At 58.3% G+C, this 26,718-nt stretch carries 25 protein-coding genes; 17 read left to right on the forward strand and 8 right to left on the reverse strand.

Annotated features, from left to right (window positions below):
- The first annotated feature begins 73 nt into the window (after positions 1-73).
- Entirely contained in the window at positions 74-595 is a 522-nt protein-coding gene (locus N5C09_RS05095; RefSeq protein WP_063451634.1) for a metal-dependent hydrolase, read from the forward strand.
- An 88-nt stretch (positions 596-683) separates the two neighbouring features.
- On the opposite strand, the gene cysS is transcribed toward N5C09_RS05095, so the two are convergent.
- A complete protein-coding gene (cysS, locus tag N5C09_RS05100; protein ID WP_279748588.1) occupies positions 684-2,069 on the reverse strand; it encodes a cysteine--tRNA ligase in 1,386 nt (461 codons plus the stop codon).
- Between the two features lie 175 nt (positions 2,070-2,244).
- Between cysS and ppiB the strand changes: the two genes are divergently transcribed.
- From ppiB to mnmH, 5 genes are all read left to right on the forward strand, one after another.
- A complete protein-coding gene (ppiB, locus tag N5C09_RS05105) occupies positions 2,245-2,739 on the forward strand; it encodes a peptidylprolyl isomerase B (RefSeq protein WP_000256009.1) in 495 nt (164 codons plus the stop codon).
- A 3-nt stretch (positions 2,740-2,742) separates the two neighbouring features.
- Positions 2,743-3,465 carry a UDP-2,3-diacylglucosamine diphosphatase gene (gene lpxH, locus N5C09_RS05110; RefSeq protein WP_279748589.1) on the forward strand — a complete coding sequence of 241 codons (723 nt, stop codon included), beginning with the start codon at positions 2,743-2,745 and terminating at the stop codon, positions 3,463-3,465.
- Positions 3,466-3,584: 119 nt separating this feature from the next.
- Entirely contained in the window at positions 3,585-4,094 is a 510-nt protein-coding gene (gene purE, locus N5C09_RS05115; protein ID WP_063868980.1) for a 5-(carboxyamino)imidazole ribonucleotide mutase, read from the forward strand.
- Positions 4,091-5,158 (forward strand): 5-(carboxyamino)imidazole ribonucleotide synthase, encoded by a 1,068-nt coding sequence (gene purK, locus N5C09_RS05120; RefSeq protein ID WP_279748590.1) that lies wholly within the window; start codon positions 4,091-4,093, stop codon positions 5,156-5,158. Before purE ends, purK begins: the two co-directional genes overlap by 4 nt.
- An 84-nt stretch (positions 5,159-5,242) precedes the next feature.
- Positions 5,243-6,313, forward strand: a complete 1,071-nt coding sequence (gene mnmH / locus N5C09_RS05125) for a tRNA 2-selenouridine(34) synthase MnmH (protein ID WP_279748591.1) — start codon at positions 5,243-5,245, stop codon at positions 6,311-6,313.
- A gap of 90 nt (positions 6,314-6,403) precedes the next feature.
- Here mnmH and N5C09_RS05130 read toward each other — a convergent pair whose 3' ends face one another.
- The 3 genes from N5C09_RS05130 to ybbA all read right to left on the reverse strand — a co-directional run bounded on the left by N5C09_RS05130 (position 6,404) and on the right by ybbA (position 10,829).
- A complete protein-coding gene (locus tag N5C09_RS05130; protein WP_063451640.1) occupies positions 6,404-7,549 on the reverse strand; it encodes a porin in 1,146 nt (381 codons plus the stop codon).
- Between the two features lie 182 nt (positions 7,550-7,731).
- Positions 7,732-10,146, reverse strand: a complete 2,415-nt coding sequence (gene ybbP, locus N5C09_RS05135; RefSeq protein WP_279748592.1) for a putative ABC transporter permease subunit YbbP — start codon at positions 10,144-10,146, stop codon at positions 7,732-7,734.
- Positions 10,143-10,829, reverse strand: coding sequence for a putative ABC transporter ATP-binding protein YbbA (ybbA, locus tag N5C09_RS05140; RefSeq protein ID WP_063451642.1), 687 nt, complete (start codon positions 10,827-10,829; stop codon positions 10,143-10,145). The genes ybbP and ybbA overlap by 4 nt, the downstream gene beginning before the upstream one ends.
- Between ybbA and tesA the strand changes: the two genes are divergently transcribed.
- Genes tesA through N5C09_RS05155 form a run of 3 tightly spaced genes read left to right on the forward strand, consistent with a single transcriptional unit; the run spans position 10,800 to position 13,135 of the window.
- Entirely contained in the window at positions 10,800-11,432 is a 633-nt protein-coding gene (gene tesA / locus N5C09_RS05145) for a multifunctional acyl-CoA thioesterase I/protease I/lysophospholipase L1 (RefSeq protein WP_063451796.1), read from the forward strand. The genes ybbA and tesA overlap by 30 nt on opposite strands.
- A complete protein-coding gene (locus N5C09_RS05150; protein ID WP_107534829.1) occupies positions 11,413-12,222 on the forward strand; it encodes an SDR family oxidoreductase in 810 nt (269 codons plus the stop codon). The genes tesA and N5C09_RS05150 overlap by 20 nt, the downstream gene beginning before the upstream one ends.
- A 58-nt stretch (positions 12,223-12,280) precedes the next feature.
- Entirely contained in the window at positions 12,281-13,135 is an 855-nt protein-coding gene (locus N5C09_RS05155; RefSeq protein WP_063451644.1) for a co-chaperone YbbN, read from the forward strand.
- An 87-nt stretch (positions 13,136-13,222) separates the two neighbouring features.
- Here the strand turns inward: N5C09_RS05155 and fetB are convergent, their stop codons facing one another.
- A complete protein-coding gene (fetB, locus tag N5C09_RS05160; protein WP_063868991.1) occupies positions 13,223-14,005 on the reverse strand; it encodes an iron export ABC transporter permease subunit FetB in 783 nt (260 codons plus the stop codon).
- The gene (fetA, locus tag N5C09_RS05165; protein ID WP_279748593.1) at positions 13,998-14,669 is read right to left on the reverse strand and encodes an iron ABC transporter ATP-binding protein FetA; all 672 of its coding nucleotides are present in this window, start codon (positions 14,667-14,669) and stop codon (positions 13,998-14,000) included. Before fetA ends, fetB begins: the two co-directional genes overlap by 8 nt.
- 142 nt (positions 14,670-14,811) lie before the next feature.
- Between fetA and N5C09_RS05170 the strand changes: the two genes are divergently transcribed.
- The 3 genes from N5C09_RS05170 (at position 14,812) to N5C09_RS05180 (ending at position 17,184) form a co-directional block, all read left to right on the forward strand.
- Positions 14,812-15,666, forward strand: coding sequence for a hypothetical protein (locus N5C09_RS05170; protein ID WP_063451646.1), 855 nt, complete (start codon positions 14,812-14,814; stop codon positions 15,664-15,666).
- Positions 15,667-15,820: 154 nt separating this feature from the next.
- Positions 15,821-16,735 carry an SPFH domain-containing protein gene (locus N5C09_RS05175; RefSeq protein ID WP_063451647.1) on the forward strand — a complete coding sequence of 305 codons (915 nt, stop codon included), beginning with the start codon at positions 15,821-15,823 and terminating at the stop codon, positions 16,733-16,735.
- Complete coding sequence (locus tag N5C09_RS05180; protein WP_063868998.1) at positions 16,732-17,184, forward strand: NfeD family protein; 453 nt, start codon at positions 16,732-16,734, stop codon at positions 17,182-17,184. The genes N5C09_RS05175 and N5C09_RS05180 overlap by 4 nt, the downstream gene beginning before the upstream one ends.
- Here N5C09_RS05180 and cueR read toward each other — a convergent pair.
- A complete protein-coding gene (gene cueR / locus N5C09_RS05185) occupies positions 17,181-17,591 on the reverse strand; it encodes a Cu(I)-responsive transcriptional regulator (RefSeq protein ID WP_279748594.1) in 411 nt (136 codons plus the stop codon). The genes N5C09_RS05180 and cueR overlap by 4 nt on opposite strands.
- A gap of 108 nt (positions 17,592-17,699) precedes the next feature.
- On the opposite strand from cueR, the gene copA reads away from it, so the two are divergent.
- The 3 genes from copA (at position 17,700) to ybaK (ending at position 21,724) form a co-directional block, all read left to right on the forward strand.
- On the forward strand, positions 17,700-20,198 hold the full coding sequence (gene copA, locus N5C09_RS05190; RefSeq protein ID WP_279748595.1) for a copper-exporting P-type ATPase CopA: 2,499 nt from the start codon (positions 17,700-17,702) through the stop codon (positions 20,196-20,198).
- A gap of 50 nt (positions 20,199-20,248) precedes the next feature.
- Positions 20,249-21,043, forward strand: a complete 795-nt coding sequence (locus tag N5C09_RS05195) for a TraB/GumN family protein (protein WP_279748596.1) — start codon at positions 20,249-20,251, stop codon at positions 21,041-21,043.
- Between the two features lie 198 nt (positions 21,044-21,241).
- The gene (gene ybaK, locus N5C09_RS05200; RefSeq protein ID WP_279748597.1) at positions 21,242-21,724 is read left to right on the forward strand and encodes a Cys-tRNA(Pro)/Cys-tRNA(Cys) deacylase YbaK; all 483 of its coding nucleotides are present in this window, start codon (positions 21,242-21,244) and stop codon (positions 21,722-21,724) included.
- Between the two features lie 41 nt (positions 21,725-21,765).
- On the opposite strand, the gene ushA is transcribed toward ybaK, so the two are convergent.
- Positions 21,766-23,418, reverse strand: a complete 1,653-nt coding sequence (gene ushA / locus N5C09_RS05205; protein ID WP_107534824.1) for a bifunctional UDP-sugar hydrolase/5'-nucleotidase UshA — start codon at positions 23,416-23,418, stop codon at positions 21,766-21,768.
- 164 nt (positions 23,419-23,582) lie between these two features.
- Between ushA and N5C09_RS05210 the strand changes: the two genes are divergently transcribed.
- Positions 23,583-24,803 carry an MFS transporter gene (locus N5C09_RS05210; protein ID WP_279748599.1) on the forward strand — a complete coding sequence of 407 codons (1,221 nt, stop codon included), beginning with the start codon at positions 23,583-23,585 and terminating at the stop codon, positions 24,801-24,803.
- Between the two features lie 232 nt (positions 24,804-25,035).
- Positions 25,036-26,712, forward strand: a complete 1,677-nt coding sequence (gene ybaL, locus N5C09_RS05215) for a YbaL family putative K(+) efflux transporter (protein ID WP_112791913.1) — start codon at positions 25,036-25,038, stop codon at positions 26,710-26,712.
- Positions 26,713-26,718 lie beyond the last annotated feature (6 nt).

The following is a 26,718-nucleotide window of genomic DNA, read 5'->3' on the forward strand; positions in this document are numbered from 1 at the left end:
AATCAGAATTTGACACGGGTTTACTGCGGCGGATCCACTGCTATATTCCCATGATTTGCCATGGATACATGCAATGCCTACCGTTATCACCCACGCTGCCGTTCCTCTGTGTCTCGGCTTAGGGCTCGGAACCCGCGTCATCCCACCCCGCCTGCTGTTTGCCGGGATCGTCCTCGCTATGCTGCCCGACGCCGACGTACTGGCGTTTAAATTCGGCGTCGCCTACGGGAATATTTTCGGCCACCGCGGTTTCACTCATTCGCTGCTGTTTGCCTTTGTGGTGCCAATACTCTGCGTGCTGGCCGGGCGACGATGGTTCAGGGCCAGCCTGACGCGCTGCTGGCTGTTTTTAACCGTGTCGTTGCTGTCGCACAGCCTGCTGGACTCCGTTACCACCGGCGGGAAAGGCGTCGGCTGGCTGTGGCCGTGGTCAGACGAGCGCTTCTTTGCGCCGTGGCAGGTGATCAAGGTCGCGCCGTTTGCGCTGTCGCGCTATACCACGCCGTACGGGCATGAGGTCATTATCTCGGAATTGCTGTGGGTGTGGCTGCCGGGGGCGGTGCTGATGGGGATGTTGTGGTGGAAAAGAAGGTAAAAAAGCCGGGTGGCGGCTGCGCCTTACCCGGCCTACGGTCGTGCTTTTGTAGGCCCGGTAAGCGTAAGCGCCACCGGGCGTTAAAGACTTACTTACGACGCCAGGTCGTCCCCTGCGGGCCGTCTTCCAGAATGATGCCCATCTCGGTCAGACGGTTACGCGCCGCATCCGCCGCCGCCCAGTCTTTCGCCTGACGCGCTTCCAGACGCGCTTTAATCAGCGCTTCAATTTCTGCCACTTCGCCGTCGTCTGCCTGCGCGCCGCTTTGCAGGAACACGTCCGGCTCCTGCTCCAGCAGGCCGAGCACGGAAGAGAGCTTACGCAGATGAGACGCCAGCGCATTCGCCGCCGCCATATCTTCTGACTTCAGGCGGTTGACCTCACGCGCCATGTCGAACAGCACGGAGTAGGCTTCCGGCGTGTTAAAGTCGTCGTTCATCACCTCAACAAAGCGCGCTTCAAATGCTTCGCCGCCCGCCGCAGGCACAGATTTGTCGGTGCCGCGCAGCGCGGTGTACAAACGCTCCAGCGCAGCGCGCGCCTGCTTCAGGTTCTCTTCGCTGTAGTTCAGCTGGCTGCGATAGTGACCAGACATCAGGAAGTAGCGCACGGTTTCCGCGTCGTAATACTTCAGCACGTCGCGCACGGTAAAGAAGTTGCCCAGCGATTTAGACATCTTCTCGCGGTCAACCATCACCATCCCGGAGTGCATCCAGTAGTTCACGTACTCGCCGCCGTGGGCACAGGTGGACTGCGCGATTTCGTTTTCGTGGTGCGGGAACATCAGGTCCGAACCGCCGCCGTGAATGTCGAAATGGTTGCCCAGCTGCTTGCAGTTCATCGCTGAACATTCAATGTGCCAGCCCGGACGCCCTTCGCCCCACGGGGATGGCCAGCTCGGCTCGCCCTCTTTGGACATCTTCCACAGCACGAAGTCCATCGGGTTACGCTTCACGTCAACCACGTCCACGCGCGCGCCGGCCTGAAGCTGGTCCAGATCCTGGCGGGAAAGCGCACCGTAGGTTGGGTCCGTCGGCACCGAGAACATCACATCGCCGTTGTCCGCCACATAGGCGTTGCCGCGTTCGATCAGCTTTTCAGTGAGCTCGATGATTTCATGGATATGGTGGGTCGCGCGCGGCTCGCTGTCCGGGCGCAGAATATTTAAGGCGTCAAAATCCTTGTGCATTTCGGCGATCATGCGATCCACCAGCGCGACGAAGCTTTCGCCGTTTTCATTAGCGCGCTTGATGATTTTATCGTCGATGTCGGTGATGTTGCGCACGTACTTCAGGTTATAGCCCAGGAAGCGCAGGTAGCGTGACACCACGTCGAACGCGACAAAGGTACGGCCATGGCCGATATGACAAAGATCGTAAACCGTAATACCACACACGTACATGCCGACTTCCCCGGCATGGATAGGTTTAAATTCCTCTTTCTGGCGCGTCATTGTATTAAAGATTTTTAACATCGAAGATTCCATGTAAACACGTGTGTGGATTGTTTGTTCCTTATAATACCCATAATTGGGAGCACGGTCAGCACACAATGCAAGGTGATCGTGTCCTGTGGTTATGCTATAACAAGCCCCTATATGTGACCCGAGCACGGGTCGACGCACCACAATAACGGAACAGGATGCAAAAATGGTTACTTTCCACACTAATCATGGCGATATCGTAATCAAAACCTTTGATGATAAAGCGCCTGAAACAGTTAAAAACTTCCTGGACTACTGCCGCGAAGGTTTCTACAACAACACTATTTTCCACCGTGTGATCAACGGCTTTATGATCCAGGGCGGCGGTTTCGAGCCTGGTATGCGCCAGAAAGAGACCAAAGAAGCGATCAAAAACGAAGCGAACAACGGCCTGAAAAACACCCGTGGTACGCTGGCAATGGCCCGTACTCAGGCACCACACTCTGCAACCGCACAGTTCTTCATCAACGTAGCGGACAACGACTTCCTGAACTTCTCTGGCGAAAGCCTGCAAGGCTGGGGCTACTGCGTATTCGCAGAAGTGGTTGAAGGGATGGACGTGGTCGACAAGATCAAAGCCGTTTCTACTGGCCGCAGCGGTATGCACCAGGACGTTCCTAAAGAAGACGTTGTGATTACAAGCGTGACCGTCAGCGAGTAATTCGTGGCGACACTCTTTATTGCGGATCTGCATCTGCAAACAGAAGAACCGGCGATAACCGCCGGTTTTCTGCGTTTTTTACGCGGTGAAGCGAAAAGCGCCGACGCGCTGTACATTCTGGGCGACCTGTTTGAGGCCTGGATCGGCGACGACGACCCGAACCCGCTGCACCGTGAAATAGCAGCTGCCATTCACGCGCTGGTGGATTCCGGCGTGCCCTGCTATTTCATTCACGGCAACCGTGATTTCCTGATAGGCCAGCGCTACGCCCGCGAGAGCGGCATGACGCTGCTGCCGGAAGAGCAGGTGCTCGATCTCTACGGTCGCAAGGTGCTGATCATGCACGGCGACACGCTCTGCACCGACGATACCGGCTATCTGGCGTTTCGCGCCAAAGTCCACACTCCGTGGATCCAGAAAGTGTTCCTCGCCCTGCCGCTGTTTATCCGTAACCGCATCGCCGCCAGAATGCGCGCGGGCAGCAAAGCCGCCAATAGCAGCAAATCGATGACCATTATGGACGTCAACCCGCAGGCAGTGGTTAACGTGATGGAAAAGCATCGCGTTCAGTGGCTGATCCACGGCCATACCCATCGCCCGGACGTGCACTCCCTTATCGCCAACGGCGAGCCCGCTCACCGCGTGGTTTTAGGGGCCTGGCACAGCGAAGGTTCGATGGTAAAAGTCACGCCGGAAGGGGTGGAACTGATCGCCTTCCCGTTTTAACGTCTTCCCGCCTTTTCGCCCATTTCTCGACCACGCAACCGTTTTCCTTGCCGGTATTACATGCTATTCTCTGTGCCCTCGAAAGCAGTGTGTTCCGCACCACAGGAGTTTTAAGACGCATGTCTTCCCGCAATAATCCGGCGCGTGTCGCCATCGTGATGGGGTCCAAAAGCGACTGGGCTACCATGCAGTTCGCCGCCGAAATCTTTGAAATCCTGAATGTTCCGCACCACGTAGAAGTGGTTTCCGCACACCGCACGCCGGACAAACTGTTCAGCTTCGCCGAAAGCGCCGAAGAGAACGGGTATGAGGTGATTATTGCCGGTGCGGGCGGCGCAGCACATTTGCCGGGCATGATTGCCGCCAAAACCCTGGTGCCGGTGCTGGGCGTGCCGGTGCAGAGCGCTGCGTTAAGCGGTGTCGATAGCCTTTACTCTATTGTGCAGATGCCGCGCGGTATTCCCGTCGGTACGCTGGCGATTGGCAAAGCGGGCGCCGCCAACGCCGCGTTGCTCGCCGCACAGATCCTGGCGACGCACGATACAGCGTTACATCAACGCCTGACGGAGTGGCGTAAAGCCCAGACCGACGAGGTGCTGGATAACCCGGATCCGCGGGGTGCAGCATGAAGCAGGTTTGCGTTCTGGGTAATGGTCAGCTTGGCCGCATGCTGCGTCAGGCTGGCGAACCGTTGGCGATTACCGTCTGGCCCGTCGGGCTGGACGCCGAGCCGGAAGCCGTGCCGTTCCATCAGAGCGTGATCACCGCCGAAATTGAACGCTGGCCGGAAACCGCCCTGACCCGCGTGCTGGCGCGCCATAACGCCTTTGTGAACCGCGACGTATTCCCGATCATCGCCGACCGTCTGACGCAAAAGCAGCTGTTCGATAAGCTTGGGCTGGCAACCGCGCCGTGGCAATTGCTCTCTGATAAAAGCGAGTGGGATGACGTGTTTGCGATGCTGGGCGAACTGGCGATCGTGAAGCGCCGCGTCGGCGGCTATGACGGTCGCGGGCAGTGGCGCTTGCGGGCGAACGACACCGCCGAGCTGCCGGACGACTGCTACGGCGAATGCATCGTTGAGCAGGGCATCAACTTCAGCGGCGAAGTGTCGCTGGTTGGCGCGCGCGCGCATGATGGCCGCACGGTGTTTTACCCGCTGACGCATAACCTGCATCAGGACGGCATTCTGCGTACCAGCGTTGCCTTCCCGCAGGCGAACGCTGGCCAGCAGGCGCAGGCGGAAGAGATGCTCTCCGCCATCATGCACGAGCTGGGCTACGTGGGCGTGATGGCGATGGAGTGCTTCGTCACGCCGTCGGGCCTGCTGATCAACGAGCTGGCGCCGCGCGTGCACAACAGCGGCCACTGGACGCAAAACGGCGCCTCCATCAGCCAGTTCGAACTGCACCTGCGCGCTATCACTGACCTGCCTCTGCCGCAGCCGGTGGTGACCAGCCCGTCGGTGATGATCAACCTGATCGGTACCGATCTGAACTACGACTGGCTGAAGCTGCCGCTGGTGCACCTGCACTGGTATGACAAAGAGGTGCGCCCGGGTCGTAAGGTCGGTCACCTGAACCTGAACGATACCGACACGGATCGCCTGAGCGCTACGCTGGAAGCGATCGTCCCTCTCCTGCCGCCGGAATACGCAAGCGGTATTGTCTGGGCACAGTCAAAGCTCAACTAAGACATCTGCGCCGGGGAGTTGACCTTCCCCTTCCCCGGCGTACAATTCCCGCCCATTGCTGCTCAGTTTTCTTCTGGAATCACCATGAACGATGGAACGGACTATCGCGCGATCCTCGCGTCCGATACCCCTTTAATCGACGTTCGCGCGCCGATCGAATTTGCCCAGGGTGCGATGCCCGCCGCACTCAACCTGCCCTTAATGAACGACGACGAACGTGCCGCCGTGGGGACCTGCTATAAGCGCCAGGGACCCGACGCCGCGCTGGCGCTCGGCCATAGCCTGGTGAGCGGCGAGACGCGGGAGGCGCGCATTAACGCCTGGCGCGAAGCCAGCCTTGCGCACCCTGAGGGCTATCTCTGCTGCGCCCGCGGCGGGCAGCGCTCGCATATCTCCCAGGCCTGGCTTAAGGAGGCGGGTGTCGATTACCCGCTGATCCGCGGCGGCTATAAGGCCCTGCGTCAGACGGCCATTCAGGTCACGGTCGAGCAGTCGCAAAAGCCGATGGTGCTTATCGGCGGCTGTACCGGCAACGGTAAAACGCTGCTGGTGAAGCAGCACGCGCAGGGCATCGATCTGGAAGGGCTGGCGCACCATCGCGGCTCGTCGTTTGGCCGCACGCTCACGCCGCAGCTTTCCCAGGCGAGCTTTGAAAATCACCTCGCCGTTGAGCTGCTGAAAAAAGACGCGGCGCGCTGGGTGCTGGAAGATGAGGGCCGGATGATTGGCGCCAACCATCTGCCGGAGTGCCTGCGTGACCGCATGGCTGAAGCGCCTATCGTGGTGGTCGAGGATCCGTTTGACGTTCGTCTTGAGCGCCTGCGTGAAGAGTACTTCGACCATATGTGGGCGGATTTTTCTGCCGCCTACGGTGAAGACGCGGGCTGGAAAGCGTACAGCGAATACCTGCATCACGGACTTTTTGCCATTCGTCGCCGTCTGGGGCTGCAACGCTTCGCGGAGTTTACCGCCCTGCTGGACGCCGCGCTCGTCGAGCAACAGCGAACTGGCAGCACTGACGCACACTTCAGCTGGCTTGTGCCGCTGCTGAACGACTATTACGACCCGATGTACGGCTATCAGCTGGAGAAAAAGGTAGAGAAAATTGTGTATCGCGGGACGTTCGAAGACATTGCCGAATGGCTTAATCGCTGAAAAATAAAGCCGGGTGGCGGCTACGCCTTACCCGGCCTACGCGTGCTTTTGTAGCCCCGGTAAGCGCAGCGCCACCGGGGAACAAACAACTTAGAAGTCGTAACGCAGACGCACCAGGTTCATGTCGCCCAGGTTGTCGGTGCTGGAGGTGAACACGTGTTCGTAATCCACGCGGAAACCGTAGTCCAGCTGGAAGCTGATACCCACGCCGTTGTCGATGCGCTGGTAGTTACGGCCGTTCACGTACTCAATGCGGTCACCCATGAAGTAAGGCTGGATGGATTTCACCGCATACTGGCCGACCGGGAATTTGTACCCTGCGAAGTATTCAATACCCCATGCGTCACCGGCGAAGTAGTCGTTAACGGACACTTTTTTGGTGGTCATGAAGTTCTGATACCAGCCGCCGCCCGCGGAGAAGGTCCAGTTATCCGGGGTCCAGCTCAGCGCAGTACCGACAATGTTCTGGTCGTAGGATTTGCTGTCGCCGTTGTCCGGGTTACGCATGTCCGCGCGGGTGTAGTTCCACGCTGCGCCCCAGGTCAGATCGGTGGTCAGGTGGTAATCGATACCCAGCGAGCCGCCGCCTTTACGCTTGTAGCGCAGGCCGTTACCCGGCAGGTATTCACTGTCCTCAAACAGGTAGGATGCATAGATATCCGCATCGCCCACGGTTTTCTTGTACTTCAGCATCTGGCGTGAACGGTAAGAGCCGTCGTAGTCGCCGTTGATCCCGTTACCCGGCGCCTGGCCGATCATGTCGTAGTCCCAGATATCGGTTTTCGCGCCCACCACATCATAGTACACGCTGTTTTGCTGGCCGAAGGTCAGCGTGCCCCAGGTGTCGCTCTTCAGGCCGGTGTACAGCATACGACGTGAAGTGTCGTGCGCGCCGTCGGCGTAGTGGTTATCCCAGTTAAACTGCGCCGGAATGTTCACACCCAGCTCGTAGTAAGTGATCCAGCTGATGTCATCGAACAGGTAGTAGTCTGCCGCGAAACGGAAGCGGGTACCGCCGTCAAAGCCGTTACGCTTGTAGCCGTTTTTGCCGTCATCGCCGGTCATGTTCTGGAACTGAGGACGAATACTGCCGCCAACGGTGAAGTTCAGGCGGCTTAGCGGGTTACCCGCCTGCGGATCCTGTTTCAGAAGAGTGATTTCCGCCTGGGATGCGAAAGAAGCCAATGCCACTGCTGCGCCGATCGTTGTCGCCAGCGCTGTTTTTCTTATAGTCATTCTTTTTCCTTGATAGACACGCTGCTAAATATTTAGCTGGTGAATATTAACCGGAAATATTCGGGCTGTGCGGGCGGGTTTTTAATGTTTTGTGCTACTAAATGCAGGGTCATTAACGATTTGTGCCGTTAAGCGGTGACGCACCAGCAGATATGCCGGTGCGTCATCATCACGTCAGTAAACTAGCTGACAAACTGGCGGAACAGCGCTTTACCTTTCAACAGCCGGGTGCCGAGCCAGCCGCCGCACAGGGACAGCAGCACGGCGCCGCAGACGGGCAGCGTTACCCACAGCCGCCAGTCAGACTCCCACGGGAAGTCGAAGACTTTCGTCTGGAGCACCGCCAGCGCGGTTTCCGCACCGATGGCCGCCACCAGCCCCGCCACCAGCCCAAGCAGCGCAAACTCGCTCCACAGCGTGGCGCGCAGCAGTCGCTTACCGGCGCCCAGCGTGCGGTAGACCACCAGCTCCTGATGTCGCTGGCGCATGCCGACCTGCACCTGCGCCAGCAGCAGCAATATGCCGCAGATCGTCACCAGCACCACCATCACCTCCAGCGCGCGGCTCACCTGCTCCAGCACCTGCCCGACCTGTTTGAGGATCGCGCCGATATCCAGCAGGCTCACCGTCGGAAACTCCCGGTTAAGCTGCGTCAGCATGCCGTTGCCGTTTTCCCAGCGGAAGCTGGTCAGCCAGCTCTGGGGCTGTCCGTCCAGCGCGCCCGGCGGGAAAATGAAGAAGAAGTTTGGCCGCAGGCTTTCCCAGTCCACCTTGCGCAGGCTGGTCACTTTGGCGCTGAAATCCTGCGTGTCGCCGGTAAAGGTCACGCTGTCGCCCAGCCCCACGTTCAGACGCTTCGCCAGCCCCTCCTCCATCGACACTTCCCCCGCCTTTGGCGGCCAGGTGCCGGCGACGATCGGGTTATGGTCCGGACGCTTCTCCTGCCAGGTCAGGTTCAGCTCTCGGTTGAGCGATTCGTCTTTGTTTCCTTCCGTCGACTGGCCGTTGATCTGCGTCAGGCGGGCACGCACGATCGGATAGAACGACTCGGGAATAATGTGATGCTCGGACAGGAAGCCCTTCAGCGGCGTCACCTGCTCGGGCGCGATGTTGATCAGAAAATAGTTCGGGCTTTCCGGCGGAAGCTGCTGCTGCCAGCGATCCAGCAGATCCCCGCGCAGCACCAGCAGGAGCGCCAGCAGCATAAACGACAGCGAGAACGCCGAAAGCTGGCTGAGCGTGGACCACGGCTGATGCAGCAGACGATTAATCGCCAGACGCACCGGCAGCGATTTCACCGTCAGCTTTTTTAGCAGGCTGAGCAGCACCCAGCCCAGCGCGCCGCACAGCAGCGCCAGCACGACCGCACCCGCCAGCACCGCCCACAGCAGCGTACTGCCGCCCATCAGCCAGGCCAGCAGCCCGACCGCCACCGCAATAATCACCGGCAGGTAGAACTTCATTGGCCAGACGTTGGCCACCACGTCGCGGCGCAGCACGCGCAGCGGCTGGGTGGCGAGCAGCAGCCGGTACGGGCGCAGCCCCACCAGCAGGGAGATCACCGTCATCGCGCCAATGGCCCACAGCCACGGCCAGAGGCTGGCAGGCGGCAGCGCGGCGGGCAGTACCGGTTTGAGCAGCACCATCAGCAGTTTTTCAAACAGCAGCCCGATCGCCCCACCGGTAATGGCCGACAGCGCCAGCACCATCAGCCACTGGCCGACAATCAGCTTGCGCAGCTGCGCCCGACCCGCGCCGAGGGTTTTGAGGATCGCCACCAGATCGTAACGGCTGCGGCAGTAGTGCCCCATCGCCACGGCGACGGCCGCAACGGCCAGCAGCAGGGTTAACAGCGCCGACAGCAGCAGGAACTGCTGGGACCGTTCAAGAGATTTGCCTAGCGCCCCTTCATCCTGTTCCAGCCCGTACCAGCGATGTTCCGGCTTGAGCTGCGGCAGAAGCCATTTTTCATACGCCTCCAGCTGTGCGGGCGTACCGCCAAACTTATAGCGCCAGGTTACGCGGCTTCCCGGCTGGACGGCGTTGGTTTTCGCGACATCGGCGGTGTTCATCAGCAGGCGCGGCGCGAGCTGGAACGGGTTAAAGCCGGAATCGGGCTCCTGCACCACTTCCCCGGCAATTTTCAGAGTGGCATCGCCAACGTCAATACTGTCGCCGGGCTTCAGGTTAAGAAGCGCCATCAGACGCGAAGCCAGCAATACCGTACCGGAGGCCGGTTTTAGCCCCGGCGGGCTGGTTTGTAGTTCGCCGTACATTGGGTAGATGTCATCCACGGCCTTCACGCTGGCAAGCTGCGGCGTGTCGCCCGCAAAGGTCATGGTCTGGAAGGTGATTTGCTCCCCTACCTTCAGCCCTTCCTTGCGCGCTTCTTCTATCCAGCCCGGCGGGACGGGCCGGGAACTTTGCAGCGCCCTGTCCCCCGCCATAAATTCGCGGCTCTGCTGGCTAAGCCCTTTTTCCATGCGATCGCTGACGCTGCCGAGCGCCAGCACGCAGGCCACCGCCAGGCTTAACGCCAGCCAGACAATCAGCAGCGAGGGCGAGCGCCATTCGCGCCAGAACCAGCGGGCAATCATGCTTCCTCCTGAAGAATACCGTTCACCAGCCGCAGGCGGCGGTCGCAGCGGGCGGCCAGCTGCGGATCGTGGGTAACCAGAATCAGCGTGGTGCCGTGCTCGCGGTTGAGCGAAAACAGCAGATCGGCAATTTTATCCCCGGTTTTACGGTCGAGGTTGCCCGTTGGCTCATCGGCAAACAGCACTTCCGGGCGTCCGTTAAACGCCCGCGCCAGCGCCACGCGCTGCTGCTCGCCGCCCGAAAGCTGCGCCGGAAGGTGGTCAAGCCGCTTCCCCAGCCCAAGCTGTTCCAGCAATGCTTTGGCGTGATCGCGACTTTCGCGGGTATTTTCGCCGCGCAGCAGGCCCGGCAGCTCGACGTTTTCCAGCGCGTTGAGGGTTGGGATCAGCATGAAGGACTGAAAGACAAACCCGATATGCCGGGCGCGCAGCGCGGCGCGCGCCTCTTCATCAAGCGCGTGAAGGGGCTGGCCGACCAGGTTCACCTCGCCGCTGCTGCCATCGTCCAGGCCGGCCAGGATCGCCAGCAGCGTGGACTTACCGGAACCGGATTCGCCAATCAGCGCGATGCTTTCGGCGCGTTTGACAACGAGTTCAACTCCGGTAAGGATGGAAAGCTCGTGTTCTCCCTGACCGACGGACTTCTTAAGACGATGAACTTCAACAATGTTTTCCGCTGGCATTTGCCCTTCCTGTTTTTGATGCTGATGACCTTCCGCGCGGCGGCTGCGGACACGTTACTGGTGCTGGGCGACAGCCTGAGCGCGGGCTATCGTATGGCCGCCAGCGCGGCCTGGCCCGCGCTGCTCAATGATAAATGGCAGTCCGGGACGTCTGTCGTTAACGGCAGCATCAGCGGCGATACGTCGCAGCAGGGCCTGTCGCGCCTGCCTGCCCTGCTCAAGCAGCATCAGCCGCGCTGGGTGCTGGTTGAACTGGGCGGCAACGATGGCCTGCGAGGCTTCCCGCCGCAGCAAACCGAGCAAACGCTGCGGACCATTTTGCAGACCATTAAGGCCGCTAACGCCCAGCCGCTGCTGATGCAAATTCGCCTGCCCGCTAACTACGGCCGTCGGTATAATGAGGCGTTTAGCGCGATCTATCCTAAGCTTGCCAAAGAGTTTGATATTCCGCTGCTGCCATTTTTCATGGAAGAGGTCTATCTCAAGCCCCAGTGGATGCAGGACGACGGCATTCACCCCAATCGCGATGCCCAGCCGTTTATTGCCGACTGGATGGCAACCCGGCTGGCACCTTTAGTAAAACATGACTCGTCAAACAGCTGAGAACCTGACAGGTAAAGTTATGCAAAAATCGGTCTTAATAACAGGATGTTCCAGCGGAATTGGCCTCGAAAGCGCCCTTGAGCTGAAGCGCCAGGGGTTTTGGGTACTGGCAGCCTGCCGTAAACCCGAAGATGTCGAACGCATGAGAGGGCTCGGTTTTACCGGCATCCTGCTGGATCTGGATTCGCCGGAGAGCGTGGAGCAGGCCGCCGATGAGGTTATCGCCCTGACCAATAACCGGCTTTACGGCCTGTTCAACAATGCGGGCTATGGCGTCTACGGCCCGCTACAGACCATCTCGCGGGAACAGCTGGAACAGCAGTTCTCCGCTAACGTTTTCGGCGCGCATCAGCTCACCATGCGCCTGCTTCCCGCCATGCTGCCGCACGGCGAAGGGCGGATTGTCATGACCTCCTCGGTGATGGGCCTGATCTCCACGCCGGGCCGTGGAGCTTATGCCGCCAGCAAATACGCGCTGGAGGCGTGGTCCGACGCGCTACGCATGGAACTGCGCCACAGCGGCATTAAGGTCAGCCTGATTGAGCCCGGCCCTATCCGCACCCGGTTCACGGAAAACGTTAACCAGACGCAGGCGGACAAGCCGGTCGAAAACCCCGGTATTGCCGCACGCTTCACGCTGGGGCCGGAGGCGGTGGTCGCCAAAGTGCGCCACGCATTTGAGAGCGACAACCCCAAAACGCGCTATCCGGTCACGCTGGTGACCCATGCCGTCGGCTGGTTAAAACGCCTGCTGCCGGGACGGATGATGGACAAAATTTTGCAGGGTTGAGTTGAAGCGATGACGCTTACCCCCATGTAAAGAGTAAACCGACAAAAGAGAATGCCGCATGTCCGTACAGAATATCGTCAACATAACTGAAGCTAACCTGCAACAGACGCTCGAACAGTCAATGGCTAAACCGGTGCTGTTCTACTTCTGGTCTGAACGCAGCCAACACTGTCTGCAACTGACGCCGGTCCTGGAAAGCCTTGCTGCGCAATACAACGGCCAGTTCATTCTGGCGAAACTGGATTGTGACGCCGAACCGATGGTGGCATCCCAGTTTGGCCTGCGTGCGATCCCGACCGTCTACCTGTTCCAGAACGGTCAGCCCGTCGATGGCTTCCAGGGACCGCAGCCGGAAGAGGCGATCCGCGCCCTGCTGGATAAAGTCCTGCCGCGTGAAGAAGAGCTGAAGGCGCAGGAAGCGATGGCGCTGATGCAGGAAGGCAAATACGACGAGGCGCTGCCGCTGTTAAAAGACGCGTGGCAGCTGTCGAATCAAAACAGCCAGATTGGTCTGCTGCTGGCAGAGACCCAGATTGCGCTGCACCGCCCCGAAGACGCGGAAGCCGTTCTGAAAACCGTTCCGATGCAGGATCAGGACACCCGTTATCAGGGCCTGGTGGCGCAGATTGACCTGCTGAAACAGGCGGCGGATACCCCTGAAATTCAGCAGCTTCAGCAGCAGGTTGCAGACAACCCGGCGGATGCGGCGCTGGCAAGCCAGCTCGCGCTCCAGCTGCATCAGGTCGGGCGTAACGAAGAGGCGCTGGAACTGCTTTTTAGCCATCTTCAGAAAGACCTGGGCGCCGCAGACGGTCAGGCGCGGAAGATGTTCCAGGAGATCCTGGCCGCGCTCGGTACCGGTGACGCCCTGGCGTCAAAATATCGTCGTCAGCTGTACGCGTTGTTATATTGATGCATTTTGCCCGGTGGCGGCTTCGCCTTACCGGGCCTACAAAAGCACGAATCGTAGGCCGGGCAAACGCAGTGCCGCCCGGCACAATCAGCGCACGTTTTTCAACGGCGTCACCACCAGCTGGTGGCGTGCGTTGTAGAACTTCCGATAGGTCAGGTAGCAGGCAATAATCGTCGACAGGCTCGCGGTGGAGAGCAGCATAAACGTCACCATTATCTGGTACTTAATCGCTTTAACCGGATCGATACCGGCAAAAATCAGCCCCGACATCATGCCCGGCAGACTGACCAGCCCCACGGTTTTTGCTGAATCCACCGTGGGGATCAGCGAAGAACGAATGCTGTCGCGAATCAACCGCGCCGAGGCCACCTTCGGCGTTGCCCCCAGGCTTAGCTTTTCCTGAAGCTGCTGCTGCTCGCTGCTGAAGCGTTGCCCCAGATTGTTGTAGCACAACCCTACCGCCACCATCGCGTTACCCGCAATCATCCCGGAAATGGGGATCACCTGCATCGGCGTAAACTCTATCGAGCCGGAGAGCACCAGCACCGCCAGCGTTAACGCGGTCCCGGTGGTAATGGCGATAAACGACGAGATGAACGCTTTATCGATGTATTTACTGCGCTTTTGCGCATTCCACGCCGCGTTGAAGCAGATAAACAGCACCATCAGCAGCGTCAGTACCGCATGGTTGACGTTGAAGATGTATTTCAGCACGTAGCCGACGATGATGAGCTGGATGACCGCGCGGGCGATACTCCACAGAATATCTTTCTCCAGCCCCAGCTTTTCCCGGTAGCTGACCACAATCGCCACCAGCACCAGTACCATCGACAGCGCCAGCGATTCGTTCGTTATATTATGTTCACCCACGGTTAGCCTCCTGCATTTTCCCGCCCTGCGGCCTGAGCGTGATGACATCATCCGCATGGCTAATTTCGTTTGAATCGTGCGTCACCCACAGCACGGCAATATCCTGTTCACGGGCGTAGCGATGAATAATCTCATTCACGTTGCGCTTGTTGGCGTCATCCAGCGCGCTGGTGATCTCGTCCAGCAGCAGCACCTTCGGCAGGAATTGCAGATTACGGATCAGCGATACGCGCTGCTTTTCCCCGCCTGACAGGTCGGCAATCGATTTGGTCAGCGTCTCCGGCGAAAGCCCAAACCGGGCCAAATCGTCGGCAAACGTTTCAGGTTCAGGCGTTTGGTTGCGGATTTGCCAGGGGAACACCAGATTGTCGTACACCGTATCGCCAAACAGGGACGGCGTCTGCACGCAGTAGGACACCTGCTGGCGGTAGCGTTCCGGTGTAAGCGTGGCGATATCCTTCCCTTCAAACAGGATCGTTCCCTCCGTTGGGCTCAGTAACGAGGCCACGATTTTCAGAAGCGTGCTTTTGCCGCAGCCGGAGGGGCCGGTTATCAGCTTAAATTCGCCCGGTGAAAGGCAAAAATTGACGTGCTGAAGGATCGTGTTGTCACCCACGCGAAAGCCAACATCCCTGATATCCAGAAGATTTTTTTTATTATTCATTCCGATTCCATTTAACGCTTTTATGAGAACAGCCTGTAGCATAATCCTTTCAGGTTCACAGTGCGAATAGCCTTAAGCTATGGCTAGTGTTAAACTTTTTGTTTGCTCATTGTCACCTCTATCACTACAGGTAGTAAGCCGCATGACACATATTTTTTATGAGTTTTCCTCCCTGAAGCCAGGCGTGCCTGATGTCGAAACATTAATGGAAGTCATCAATTCGTCGGAACTCACGCGTTTTGTTATGGGTGCAGAGGTTGTCGATTTTGTTAAGAAGGCACTCATCGTTAACACCACGATTGGCAGCTTTAAGAACTGCTATTTTGCTTTCGATGACGGGGCTTACTTTCTCGAATTTGACAGCAAGGGTAAATCCAGGCGCTTTACCGAGGTGCCGGACTGGTTCGTTTCGCCTGCGGAATTTGCCCGCTCGCAATGGCTGATCAACCATGACCTGGCCGATGTGAAGGCGACGGCGTTTATTGACGTGCTGATGTCCTACCCGCTAAAAGAACGCCGGGCGCACTGCAATCTGCTGTTTGGTCTGGATCTGCATAAGGTCAATGTGGTTCCGGCGCCCGCCGCGCCTGTGGGAAAAATGGGCAATAAGAACGGAAAAACCACCAAGCCTCGCGTCACGGATCTCGGCTCTTTTGAGCTTTTTACCGCCTTCTTTGCGCGCATGAAAACCGCCGTCAACGCTAATGCATTCCCAACGCTACAGGTGCTGACCGGCCAGGAGAATCTTGCCAAAGCGCCGCACAGCCTAAAGCAAGGGATCAGAACCTGGTTTAAAGCGATCACCGGCGATCTGCCGCCGAACAACAAACGTGTCGGAGCGGGCAATGCAGTGCTGTTCTGCGCCCCGATCCGCGAACAGATCCAGCAGATAGAGGCTATTGGCCTGGAAAAATACTATCAGGGCTTATCGAAAGCCATCGCTGACGCCGGGGATGGGTTTATCACCGACTTCAGCTACACCTGGTCAGAAGACTAAGCGTCTGCGCCCTGCTCTCCTGGCGGGGCATTTTAATTTTACCAGTCCGGTTCCCACCTCTTTACAGGGGCGAAATCCCGCCCGTTAACCGATATACTAACGTTCAACAATTACGCAATTTTTCCCGCTACGGCATGCAAAACAGGAGGTTTTTATGCTCATCGTTGTCCCTGTCCTTATTTTCGTTGCGCTGGTTATTGTGGGCGCAGGCATCAAAATTGTCCCGCAGGGTTACCAGTGGACCGTCGAACGCTTCGGTCGCTACACCAATACCCTTCAGCCTGGTTTAAGCCTGATCGTCCCCTTCATGGACAGAATTGGGCGCAAGATCAATATGATGGAGCAGGTCCTGGATATCCCTTCCCAGGAAGTCATCTCGAAGGATAACGCCAACGTCACCATTGATGCGGTGTGCTTTATCCAGGTGATAGACGCGCCGAAAGCGGCCTATGAGGTGAGCAATCTGGAGCTGGCGATCGTCAACCTGACGATGACCAACATCCGTACCGTGCTGGGCTCGATGGAGCTGGATGAAATGCTCTCCCAGCGTGACAGCATCAATACCCGCCTGCTGCACATTGTGGATGAAGCTACCAATCCGTGGGGGATCAAGGTGACCCGCATTGAGATCCGCGACGTGCGCCCACCGGCAGAGCTGATCGCTTCCATGAACGCGCAGATGAAGGCCGAGCGTACCAAGCGTGCCTATATCCTTGAAGCCGAAGGGGTGCGCCAGGCCGAGATCCTGAAAGCGGAAGGGGAAAAACAGTCGCAGATCCTGAAAGCCGAGGGCGACCGTCAGTCTGCCTTCCTCCAGGCGGAAGCGCGTGAACGTTCAGCAGAGGCGGAAGCCCGCGCGACGCAAATGGTATCCGAGGCGATTGCCGCCGGGGATATCCAGGCCGTGAACTACTTCGTCGCGCAAAAATATACCGATGCGCTGAAGGAGATCGGCTCTGCGAACAACAGCAAAGTGGTGATGATGCCGCTGGATGCCAGCAGCCTGATGGGATCTATCGCCGGGATTGCCGAACTGATCAAAGACGGCGGAAACGAGCGTAAAAAATGATTGAACTCATCGTTGCACATCCACATGCGTTCTGGCTAAGCCTCGGCGGCCTGCTGCTGGCCGCCGAGATGCTGGGCGGCAACGGTTATCTGCTGTGGAGCGGCATTGCCGCGGTGATTACCGGGCTGGTCGTCTGGCTGCTGCCTGTCGGCTGGGAGTGGCAGGGCGCGCTGTTTGCCGTACTGACGCTGGTGGCCGCCTGGCTGTGGTGGCGCTGGCTGAACAAACGCGTTCAGGAGCAGAAGCCAGTCGACGCGCATCTCAACCAGCGTGGGCAGCAGATCGTGGGTAAACGTTTCACGCTTGATAACGCACTGATCAACGGACGCGGCCATATGCGCGTGGGGGACAGTTCGTGGCCGGTCGTGGCCGATGATGACCTCAGCGCAGGAACGCGGGTTGAGGTCATTGCGGTGGAAGGTATTACCCTGCGGGTTAAAGCCTGTTAGGCGTGGGTTTTGCGGTGGCAGCAGCCGGAAAGATTGTCGATAATCGGGCAGTCGGCGCTGTCATCTCCCGGGCAGGATTCCGCCAGCTTTAAAAGCTGCTCACGCATTGCCTGTAATTCGATAATATGGCGTTCGATCTCCGCCACTTTTTCCAGCGTACGTTTTTTCACGTCGGCACTGTGGCGCTTCGGATCGTTAAACAGGTTTACCAGCTCCCCGCACTCTTCCAGGTTGAATCCAACCTGTCTGGCCTGGCGCAGTAACGTCAGCTCATCAAGATGCAGTTGCGTATAGCTGCGGTAGCCGTTCTCACTGCGCAACGGTGGCGTCACCAGCCCTTTCTCTTCATAAAAGCGAATCGCTTTGCTGGTTAAGCCGGTTTTTTTCGCAACATCGCTGATATTCACATTTCCCCCTTGACCTTCCCCTTGATGGAAGGTTTAACCTTCATAACAGTTAGCGAAAAGCAGAGTGAAGGTCAACAATTGACCAGAACATTATACGGGAGTTTTGTTATGTCTCACACTATTGACCTGACGCTTGACGGCCTCTCCTGCGGCCACTGCGTCAAACGCGTTAAAGAAAGTCTGGAGCAGCGCCCTGACGTGGAAAGCGCTGAGGTGACTATCGATCATGCCGCCGTGACCGGCAGCGCCAGCGCCGACGCGCTGATTGATACTATCAAACAGGCCGGTTACGGGGCGGAGTTAAGCCACCCAAAGGCTAAACCGCTGGCAGAGTCATCATCCCCGTCGGAAGCACTGACAGCGGCCACTCCTGAGCTTCCGGTAGCGGATGACATTGATGATAGCCAACAGCTGCTGATCAACGGCATGAGCTGCGCCAGCTGCGTTTCACGGGTACAGAATGCCTTGCAGGCGGTCCCGGGCGTAGCGCAGGCACGGGTAAACCTGGCGGAGCGTACTGCGCTGGTGATGGGCAGCGCCTCCGCCGCAGATTTAGTACAGGCCGTTGAGAAAGCGGGCTACGGGGCGGAGGCCATCGAAGATGATGCCGAGCGCCGCGAGCGCCAGCAGGAAACGGCTATCGCCACCATGAAGCGCTTCCGCTGGCAGGCGATCGTCGCCCTGCTGGTTGGTATTCCGGTGATGGTGTGGGGCATGATGGGTGACAACATGATGGTCACCGCTGATAACCGCACCCTATGGCTGGTGATTGGTGTCATTACCCTTGCGGTCATGGTGTTTGCAGGCGGGCATTTTTACACCAGCGCCTGGAAGAGCCTGAAAAACCGCACGGCGACGATGGACACGCTGGTCGCGCTCGGGACGGGGGCCGCGTGGCTCTATTCAATGAGCGTTAACGTCTGGCCGCAGTGGTTCCCGATGGAAGCTCGCCACCTCTACTATGAAGCAAGCGCGATGATTATTGGTCTGATTAACTTAGGCCACATGCTCGAAGCCCGCGCTCGCCAGCGCTCGTCGAAAGCGCTGGAAAGATTACTCGATTTAACCCCGCCGACGGCCCGCGTGGTGACGGACGACGGGGAGAAAAGCGTTCCGCTTTCGGAGGTGCAGCCGGGTATGACGCTGCGCCTGACCACCGGTGACCGCGTGCCCGTCGACGGTGAAATCACTCAGGGCGACGCCTGGCTTGATGAAGCCATGCTGACCGGTGAGCCGATCCCCCAGCAGAAATCCCCGGGCGATGCGGTGCATGCGGGTACGGTGGTGCAGGACGGAAGCGTGCTGTTCCGCGCCAGCGCCGTTGGCAGCCATACCACCCTGTCGCGCATCATCCGCATGGTCCGCCAGGCCCAGAGCAGCAAGCCGGAAATCGGCCAGCTTGCCGATAAAATTTCCGCTATTTTTGTCCCCGTGGTGGTCGGCATTGCCCTGTTCAGCGCGGCGATCTGGTATTTCTTCGGCCCGGCGCCGCAGATTGTCTATACCCTGGTGATTGCCACCACGGTGCTGATCATCGCCTGCCCTTGTGCGCTTGGCCTGGCCACGCCGATGTCGATTATCTCCGGCGTCGGTCGCGCCGCCGAGTTTGGCGTGCTGGTCCGTGACGCCGACGCGCTACAGCGGGCAAGCACGCTGGACACCCTTGTCTTTGATAAAACCGGTACGCTCACCGAGGGCAAACCCCAGGTGGTGGCCGTCAAAACCGCGGGCTGTACGGAAGCGGATGCCGTGCGCCTTGCCGCGGCGCTGGAACAAGGTTCCAGCCACCCGCTGGCGCGCGCCATCCTTGAGAAAGCCGGCGATGCCCGCCTGCCACAGGTAAGCAACTTCCGCACCCTGCGCGGTTTAGGGGTCAGCGGGGAAGCCGAAGGGCATACGCTGCTGCTGGGTAACCAGGCACTGCTGAATGAAAACGGCGTTGATACGTCCGCGCTGGAAGCTGAGCTTAACGCGCAGGCTTCTCAGGGGGCGACACCGGTTCTGCTGGCAATGGATGGACAGGCGGCGGCGCTGCTGGCCGTGCGCGATCCGTTACGCCAGGACAGCGTGGATGCCCTACAGCGCCTGCACCGCGCGGGCTACCGCCTGGTGATGTTAACCGGTGATAATCCGACGACCGCTAACGCCATCGCCAGAGAAGCCGGGATTGATGAGGTGATTGCCGGCGTGCTGCCGGACGGCAAAGCGGACGCCATCAAGAACCTGCAAAGTCAGGGTCGCCAGGTGGCGATGGTGGGCGACGGTATCAACGACGCCCCGGCGCTGGCGCAGGCTGACGTAGGCATTGCGATGGGCGGCGGGAGCGATGTTGCCATTGAGACTGCGGCGATCACCCTGATGCGGCACAGCCTGATGGGCGTGGCGGACGCGCTGGCGATTTCGAAAGCTACGTTGCGCAACATGAAGCAGAACCTGCTGGGGGCATTCATCTACAACTCACTCGGCATTCCGGTTGCCGCCGGGATTTTGTGGCCGCTGACCGGCACTCTGCTGAACCCGGTGGTCGCGGGTGCGGCGATGGCGCTCTCGTCCATTACCGTGGTGAGCAACGCCAACCGCCTGCTGCGGTTTAAACCGAAGGATTGAACCTTGTTCTCGTACGCGCTAGCATGACCCTTTCCGATCATGGAGCGCGTATGAGTCTGTTTAGCCGTATAAAAGCATCGTTTCGCGCCCTCTTTCCCCGCCGTTATGCCTGGCCCGGCATGGATATTTCGCTTCCGGGCGGACGGCATCTGCACCTGGTGGGAAGCATCCATATGGGCACACAGGATATGTCACCCCTGCCCGCCGGCCTGATTAAACTGCTGAAGCGCGCCGACGCGCTGATCGTAGAGGCCGACATCTCCGGCCACGAGTCGCCGTTTGCCGGGCTGGAAAGCGACCTCCCGCTGGCGGAACGGCTGGACGATGCCCAGCTCGCGGAGCTGACGCGCATTGCCAACGAGACGGGCGTATCGCTATCCATGATTGATACCCTGCCGCTGTGGCAAATCGCGATGGTGTTACAGGCCACGCAGGCGCAGCGCCTGGGCCTGCGCGGCGATTACGGCATTGATTATCAGCTGCTGAATATGGCACGGGCGCGCACTATGCCCGTCATCGAACTGGAAGGGACGGACAGCCAGATAGCGCTCCTGCGTCAGCTTCCGGACGACGGACGTATGCTGCTGGAAGATACCCTGACCCACTGGCACACCAATGCGCGGCTTCTGCAAACCATGATTGGCTGGTGGCTGGACGCGCCGCCGGCAGACGGCAAGCTGGCGTTACCGTCGACGTTCAGTGGATCGTTGTATGATGTGCTGATGAACGCGCGTAACCAGGCGTGGCGGGAGACGCTGTATGCCCTGCCTGCTGGTCGTTATGTCGTCGCGGTTGGCGCGTTGCATTTGTACGGCGAAGGGAATTTGCCGTCGCTGCTGAAGTAAAAAAATGGCCAATATCGCTATTGGCCCGTCAAAGAGGAATTTCATCGTTTTTATTATACCGAAGTGACCTTCGGTTGAGCCGATTGTCGCTCAAAGTGACCATCACTGCCAATACTATTGCGCAAGATGGTGCTATTTTTTAGACAAACGTCAGGCGTATGCTGCTGGTATGAATCGTCTGTCGTAAGAAGGATAGCCATGACTCCCGCCGTTAAATTACTCGAAAAAAACAAAATTTCTTTCCGGATCCACACCTACGATCACGATCCGAACGAAACCAACTTTGGTGATGAAGTGGTGCGCAAGCTGGGGCTGAACGCGGACCAGGTCTACAAAACGCTGCTGGTCGCGGTGAATGGCGATATGAAGCACCTCGCCGTGGCGGTGACGCCCGTCGCCGGTCAGCTTGATTTGAAAAAAGTGGCCAAAGCGCTGGGGGCGAAAAAGGTCGATATGGCCGACCCGATGGTTGCGCAACGCACGACAGGATATCTTGTCGGCGGGATCAGCCCGCTCGGCCAGAAAAAGCGTCTGCCGACGCTGATCGATGCGCCTTCGCAGGAATTTGAGACGATCTACATTTCTGGCGGCAAGCGCGGACTGGATATCGAACTGGCCGCGGGCGATCTGGCGAAAATACTGGACGCGACGTTTGCGGATATTGCGCGCCGGATTGAATAAAAAGCCGGGTAAGGCGTAGCCGCCACCCGGCAACAAAACCACTACTGCCAGCTCACCTCGCCCTTCGGCTCGTACGCATTCACGTCAATCGGTGAATTCTGCTGGATAAACTGCTTCAGCACCTCCGCATCAATAAAGCCGGTATTCACATAGCCCGGTTTGTTATCAATGTGCGGATAGCCGTCGCCGCCGGTGGCATTGAAGCTTAACGTTGCCAGGCGGTAGGTTTTCGCCGGATCAACAGGCTCGCCTTTGATCTTGAGATCGTTGAGCTTGCCGTCCTTCGCCACGAAGCTGACGTTAGCAAACTGCGGATATGCCCCTGAGTCCGGCTTCATCTGCGCGACAGCCGTCAGGTAGTCAATCACCTCTTTCCCGCTCATGTCCGCATACACCACCACGTTGCCAAACGGCTGTACCTTCAGCACGTCTTTATAGGTGATATTTCCGCCTTCGATGGAATCACGAATACCGCCACCGCTCATCACGCCAAAATCCGCATTCGTGCGCGCCATCTGCGCGGCCAGCACCAGACGCCCCATGTTGGTCTGCACGAAGCGGACTTTGCTGCGGTCCCCTTCCAGACGACCGTTAAGCGTGCCAATCTTCACGTCCAGCTGCGCTTTCCCTTTGCTCTGGAACGGCGTCAGTAGGGAGAGCATCTGCTGGTTTTCAGCGATCTCTGGCGTGTAGAGTACGCGTTCGCTTTTGCCGTCCGGGTAGGTGACTTTCTTCTTCAGGTTGACCGGAATGAGTTGATAGTGCACCAGCTTCATCTCGCCGTTACGGAATTCAAAATCCGCGCGGCCAACGTATTTCCCCCACTCGTGGGCCTGCACGATCCAGATCCCGTTTTGACGGTCCGGCGCGCAGGGCGTGCCCGGCACGTAGTCCACCTGCTTTTTGTTCTCCGACGCCATGCAGACCGGATCCTGCGAATGGCCGCCCACAATCATCGCCAGCGAGCCCGCTGGCAGGCTGCGCGCCATCTCTACGTCGCCCGGCGCGTTGGAGCCGTGCTCGCCGTTATCGTAATGCCCCATGTGGGTGGTCGCGATAATCACATCCGGCTTTTCATTCTGCTGCAACTCCTGGATCACCAGCTTCGCTTCGTCCGCCGGTTTACGGAATTCAATGTCGGTGAAATATTCAGGGTTGCCAATTTTGGCCGTATCGTCAGTGGTTAAGCCAATGACCGCAATCTTCAGATCCTGACGCTTAAACAGCGCCCACGGTTTAAACAGGCGCTCGCCGGTGCTTTTCTGATAAATATTGGCGGAAAGGAACGGGAATTTGGACCACTTCTCCTGCTGGCGCAGCACGCTCAGCGGATTATCAAACTCGTGGTTTCCGACCGCCATCGCGTCGTAGCCGATTAAATTCATGCCGCGAAAATCAGGCTCGGCATCCTGTAAATCCGACTCCGGTACGCCGGTATTAATATCCCCGCCCGATAGCAGCAGCACGCTGCCGCCCTGGGCCGCGACCTCTTTGCGAATGCCGTCCACCAGCGTTTTTTGCGCCGCCAGGCCATATTCACCGTATTCGCTGCGCCAGAAATGGCCGTGATGATCGTTCGTGTGGAGAATGGTAATTTTATAGGTTTTATCTTTCTCATACGCCTGCGCGGGCAGGCTTGTCAGCCCCCATGCGGCGATGAGCGCCAGCGCGACGCCACGCTTTATTAACTTCATCTTCTCTCTCCCTGACCCATAGACAAACGCAAAAATTACAGTGACTCACAAGAATAGACAAATAAGTTTTCAGAATTGCGACTTTCTTCAAATGTCACGGACGAGTATGTTAGTCGGATAATAATTACTCCCTGCATCTCTAATAACAAATTGACGTGGTATTTATGGCAATCAGTGAATCAACCCAGCCTGTTCAGGGCGCTCCGGCGTCGCCGCCGAAATCGCGCACTTCCTTTAAAGTATTAGGCGCAATCAGTCTTTCTCACCTGCTCAACGACATGATCCAGTCGCTGATTCTGGCGATCTATCCGCTGTTGCAGTCCGAGTTCTCATTAACCTTCGTGCAGATCGGGATGATTACCCTGACCTTCCAGCTGGCCTCTTCACTGCTACAGCCGGTGGTGGGCTACTGGACGGACAAATACCCGATGCCATGGTCGCTGCCCATTGGCATGTGCTTCACCCTGAGCGGGCTGGTGCTGCTGGCGATGGCGGGCAGCTTTGAGGCGGTTTTGGTTGCCGCGGCGCTGGTGGGTACCGGATCATCGGTATTCCATCCGGAGTCGTCCCGCGTGGCGCGTATGGCCTCCGGCGGACGTCACGGGCTGGCGCAGTCTCTGTTCCAGGTGGGGGGCAACTTTGGTAGCTCCCTCGGTCCTCTGCTGGCGGCGGTAATCATTGCGCCCTATGGTAAAGGCAACGTGGCGTGGTTTGTGCTGGCCGCACTGCTGGCGATTGTCGTGCTGGCGCAAATCAGCCGCTGGTATGCCGCGCAGCATCGCGTGAATAAGGGTAAGCCTGTGGCGAAGGTTATTAACCCCCTTCCCCGCAACAAGGTGATCCTGACCGTCAGCGTGCTGCTGGTGCTGATTTTCTCGAAATATTTCTATATGGCGAGCATCAGCAGCTATTACACCTTCTATCTGATGCAAAAATTCGGATTATCGGTACAAAACGCCCAGTTTCACCTCTTCGCCTTCCTGTTTGCGGTGGCGGCAGGCACGGTGATTGGCGGGCCTGTTGGCGATAAAATCGGGCGTAAATATGTGATTTGGGGCTCTATCCTCGGCGTCGCGCCGTTTACCCTTCTTTTACCGTACGCAAGTCTGGAATGGACCGGGATTTTGACGGTGATTATTGGTTTTATTCTCGCATCGGCATTCTCAGCCATCCTGGTCTATGCGCAGGAGCTGCTGCCGGGACGTATCGGTATGGTTTCCGGCCTCTTTTTCGGTTTTGCCTTTGGCATGGGCGGCCTTGGCGCAGCCGTGTTAGGGATGGTTGCAGACCACACCAGCATCTTCCTGGTTTATAAAATCTGCGCTTTCCTGCCACTTCTGGGGATGTTGACCATATTCCTGCCTGACAACCGCCATAAAGCGTAATTTCACGGCTGCCAAAGTTAAACTTTGGCAGCCGGATAACCTGATGCCATAAGGCTTTCCTCTGACTCCTCCCCGCAAACTTAGTAAAACCTGCCCTTTTTCACGCTTATTGCCTTTTTATTCCTGTTTCAACAATTATTCATAAACATAAGGGTAAAAATTGTCATAAACTATTAATCGGCTTTTTGGTATTTGCACCAAAAATGGATCACCCATCGCGAAAGGAGACGGAATGCACCACGCCACACCGCTTATCACCACCATTGTTGGTGGACTTGTGCTCGCTTTTATCCTCGGCATGATTGCCAACAAACTGCGTATTTCGCCGCTGGTAGGCTATTTGTTAGCGGGTGTGCTGGCAGGACCATTTACGCCTGGTTTTGTCGCAGATACTAAACTTGCACCGGAGCTGGCGGAACTGGGCGTTATCCTGCTGATGTTTGGCGTCGGTCTGCATTTTTCGCTGAAGGATCTGATGGCGGTAAAGTCGATCGCCATACCGGGAGCGATCGCCCAGATAGGGGTGGCGACGCTGCTGGGCATGGCGCTTTCTGCGGTGCTGGGCTGGTCAATCATGACCGGCATCGTATTTGGGCTGTGTCTTTCAACCGCCAGTACCGTGGTGCTGCTGCGCGCGCTTGAAGAGAGACAGCTGATAGACAGCCAGCGCGGGCAAATCGCGATCGGCTGGCTGATTGTAGAAGATCTGGTGATGGTGTTGACGCTGGTGCTGCTGCCCGCCGTCGCCGGGATGATGGAAAAAGAGAATATCGGCTTCGCCTCGCTGGCGCTGGATATGAGCATCACCATCGGTAAGGTGGTGGCGTTTATCGCCATCATGATGCTGGTGGGCCGTCGTCTGGTGCCGTGGATCATGTCCCGCAGCGCCGCTACCGGCTCGCGTGAACTGTTTACGCTTTCGGTCCTTGCGCTGGCGCTGGGCATTGCCTTTGGCGCCGTCGAGCTGTTCGACGTCTCCTTTGCGCTGGGAGCGTTCTTCGCCGGGATGGTGCTGAACGAGTCCGAACTGAGCCACCGTGCCGCGCACGATACCCTGCCACTGCGCGATGCGTTCGCGGTGCTGTTCTTTGTCTCCGTCGGGATGCTGTTCGACCCGATGGTCCTGATTCATCAGCCGCTGGCCGTGCTGGGCACGCTGGCAATCATCATCTTCGGTAAGTCGCTGGCGGCCTTCTTCCTGGTGCGGATGTTCGGCCACTCGCCGCGCACGGCGCTGACCATCGCCGCCAGCCTGGCGCAGATTGGTGAGTTTGCCTTTATTCTGGCTGGTCTGGGCATGGCCCTGAACCTGCTGCCGCAGGCGGGGCAAAATCTGGTGCTGGCGGGGGCGATCCTCTCCATCATGCTGAATCCGGTTTTGTTTGCCCTGCTGGAAAAATACCTCGAGAAGACCGAAACCCTCGAAGAGCAGACGCTGGAAGAGGCAACGGAAGATGAGAAGCAGATCCCGGTGGATATCTGCAACCACGCGCTGCTGGTCGGCTTTGGCCGCGTCGGCAGTCTGCTCGGCGAGAAGCTGATGGCGCAGGGCATTCCGCTGGTGGTGATTGAGACGTCACGCACGCGCGTGGATGAGCTTCGCGAGCGCGGCATTCGTGCGGTGCTGGGCAACGCGGCTAACGAAGAGATTATGGAGCTTGCGCATCTGGACTGCGCCCGCTGGCTGCTGCTGACGATCCCGAACGGGTACGAGGCCGGTGAGATCGTGGCGTCCGCGCGCGAGAAGTGCCCGGGTATTGAGATCATCGCCCGAGCGCACTATGACGACGAGGTGGACTACATCACCGAGCGCGGCGCGAATCAGGTGGTGATGGGCGAGCGTGAGATTGCAAACACCATGCTGACGCTGCTGACGAAGCCGCCGGTTGAAGAGGCGGTGACGGGGTAAAAAAAG

The organism is Enterobacter sp. GD03975, from assembly GCF_029838645.1.
GTDB classification, from domain to species: Bacteria; Pseudomonadota; Gammaproteobacteria; order Enterobacterales; family Enterobacteriaceae; genus Enterobacter; species Enterobacter quasihormaechei.

Excerpts from the sequence above, each read along its gene's own strand:
- N5C09_RS05095 (WP_063451634.1), top strand. The coding sequence starts at position 74 with ATGCCTACCGTTATCACCCACGCTGCCGTTCCTCTGTGTCTCGGCTTA.
- cysS (WP_279748588.1), bottom strand. The coding sequence starts at position 2,069 with ATGTTAAAAATCTTTAATACAATGACGCGCCAGAAAGAGGAATTTAAA.
- ppiB (WP_000256009.1), top strand. The coding sequence starts at position 2,245 with ATGGTTACTTTCCACACTAATCATGGCGATATCGTAATCAAAACCTTT.
- purE (WP_063868980.1), top strand. The coding sequence starts at position 3,585 with ATGTCTTCCCGCAATAATCCGGCGCGTGTCGCCATCGTGATGGGGTCC.
- purK (WP_279748590.1), top strand. The coding sequence starts at position 4,091 with ATGAAGCAGGTTTGCGTTCTGGGTAATGGTCAGCTTGGCCGCATGCTG.
- mnmH (WP_279748591.1), top strand. The coding sequence starts at position 5,243 with ATGAACGATGGAACGGACTATCGCGCGATCCTCGCGTCCGATACCCCT.
- N5C09_RS05130 (WP_063451640.1), bottom strand. The coding sequence starts at position 7,549 with ATGACTATAAGAAAAACAGCGCTGGCGACAACGATCGGCGCAGCAGTG.
- ybbP (WP_279748592.1), bottom strand. The coding sequence starts at position 10,146 with ATGATTGCCCGCTGGTTCTGGCGCGAATGGCGCTCGCCCTCGCTGCTG.
- tesA (WP_063451796.1), top strand. The coding sequence starts at position 10,800 with ATGAACTTCAACAATGTTTTCCGCTGGCATTTGCCCTTCCTGTTTTTG.
- ybbA (WP_063451642.1), bottom strand. The coding sequence starts at position 10,829 with ATGCCAGCGGAAAACATTGTTGAAGTTCATCGTCTTAAGAAGTCCGTC.
- N5C09_RS05150 (WP_107534829.1), top strand. The coding sequence starts at position 11,413 with ATGACTCGTCAAACAGCTGAGAACCTGACAGGTAAAGTTATGCAAAAA.
- N5C09_RS05155 (WP_063451644.1), top strand. The coding sequence starts at position 12,281 with ATGTCCGTACAGAATATCGTCAACATAACTGAAGCTAACCTGCAACAG.
- fetA (WP_279748593.1), bottom strand. The coding sequence starts at position 14,669 with ATGAATAATAAAAAAAATCTTCTGGATATCAGGGATGTTGGCTTTCGC.
- N5C09_RS05170 (WP_063451646.1), top strand. The coding sequence starts at position 14,812 with ATGACACATATTTTTTATGAGTTTTCCTCCCTGAAGCCAGGCGTGCCT.
- N5C09_RS05175 (WP_063451647.1), top strand. The coding sequence starts at position 15,821 with ATGCTCATCGTTGTCCCTGTCCTTATTTTCGTTGCGCTGGTTATTGTG.
- N5C09_RS05180 (WP_063868998.1), top strand. The coding sequence starts at position 16,732 with ATGATTGAACTCATCGTTGCACATCCACATGCGTTCTGGCTAAGCCTC.
- copA (WP_279748595.1), top strand. The coding sequence starts at position 17,700 with ATGTCTCACACTATTGACCTGACGCTTGACGGCCTCTCCTGCGGCCAC.
- N5C09_RS05195 (WP_279748596.1), top strand. The coding sequence starts at position 20,249 with ATGAGTCTGTTTAGCCGTATAAAAGCATCGTTTCGCGCCCTCTTTCCC.
- ybaK (WP_279748597.1), top strand. The coding sequence starts at position 21,242 with ATGACTCCCGCCGTTAAATTACTCGAAAAAAACAAAATTTCTTTCCGG.
- ushA (WP_107534824.1), bottom strand. The coding sequence starts at position 23,418 with ATGAAGTTAATAAAGCGTGGCGTCGCGCTGGCGCTCATCGCCGCATGG.
- N5C09_RS05210 (WP_279748599.1), top strand. The coding sequence starts at position 23,583 with ATGGCAATCAGTGAATCAACCCAGCCTGTTCAGGGCGCTCCGGCGTCG.
- ybaL (WP_112791913.1), top strand. The coding sequence starts at position 25,036 with ATGCACCACGCCACACCGCTTATCACCACCATTGTTGGTGGACTTGTG.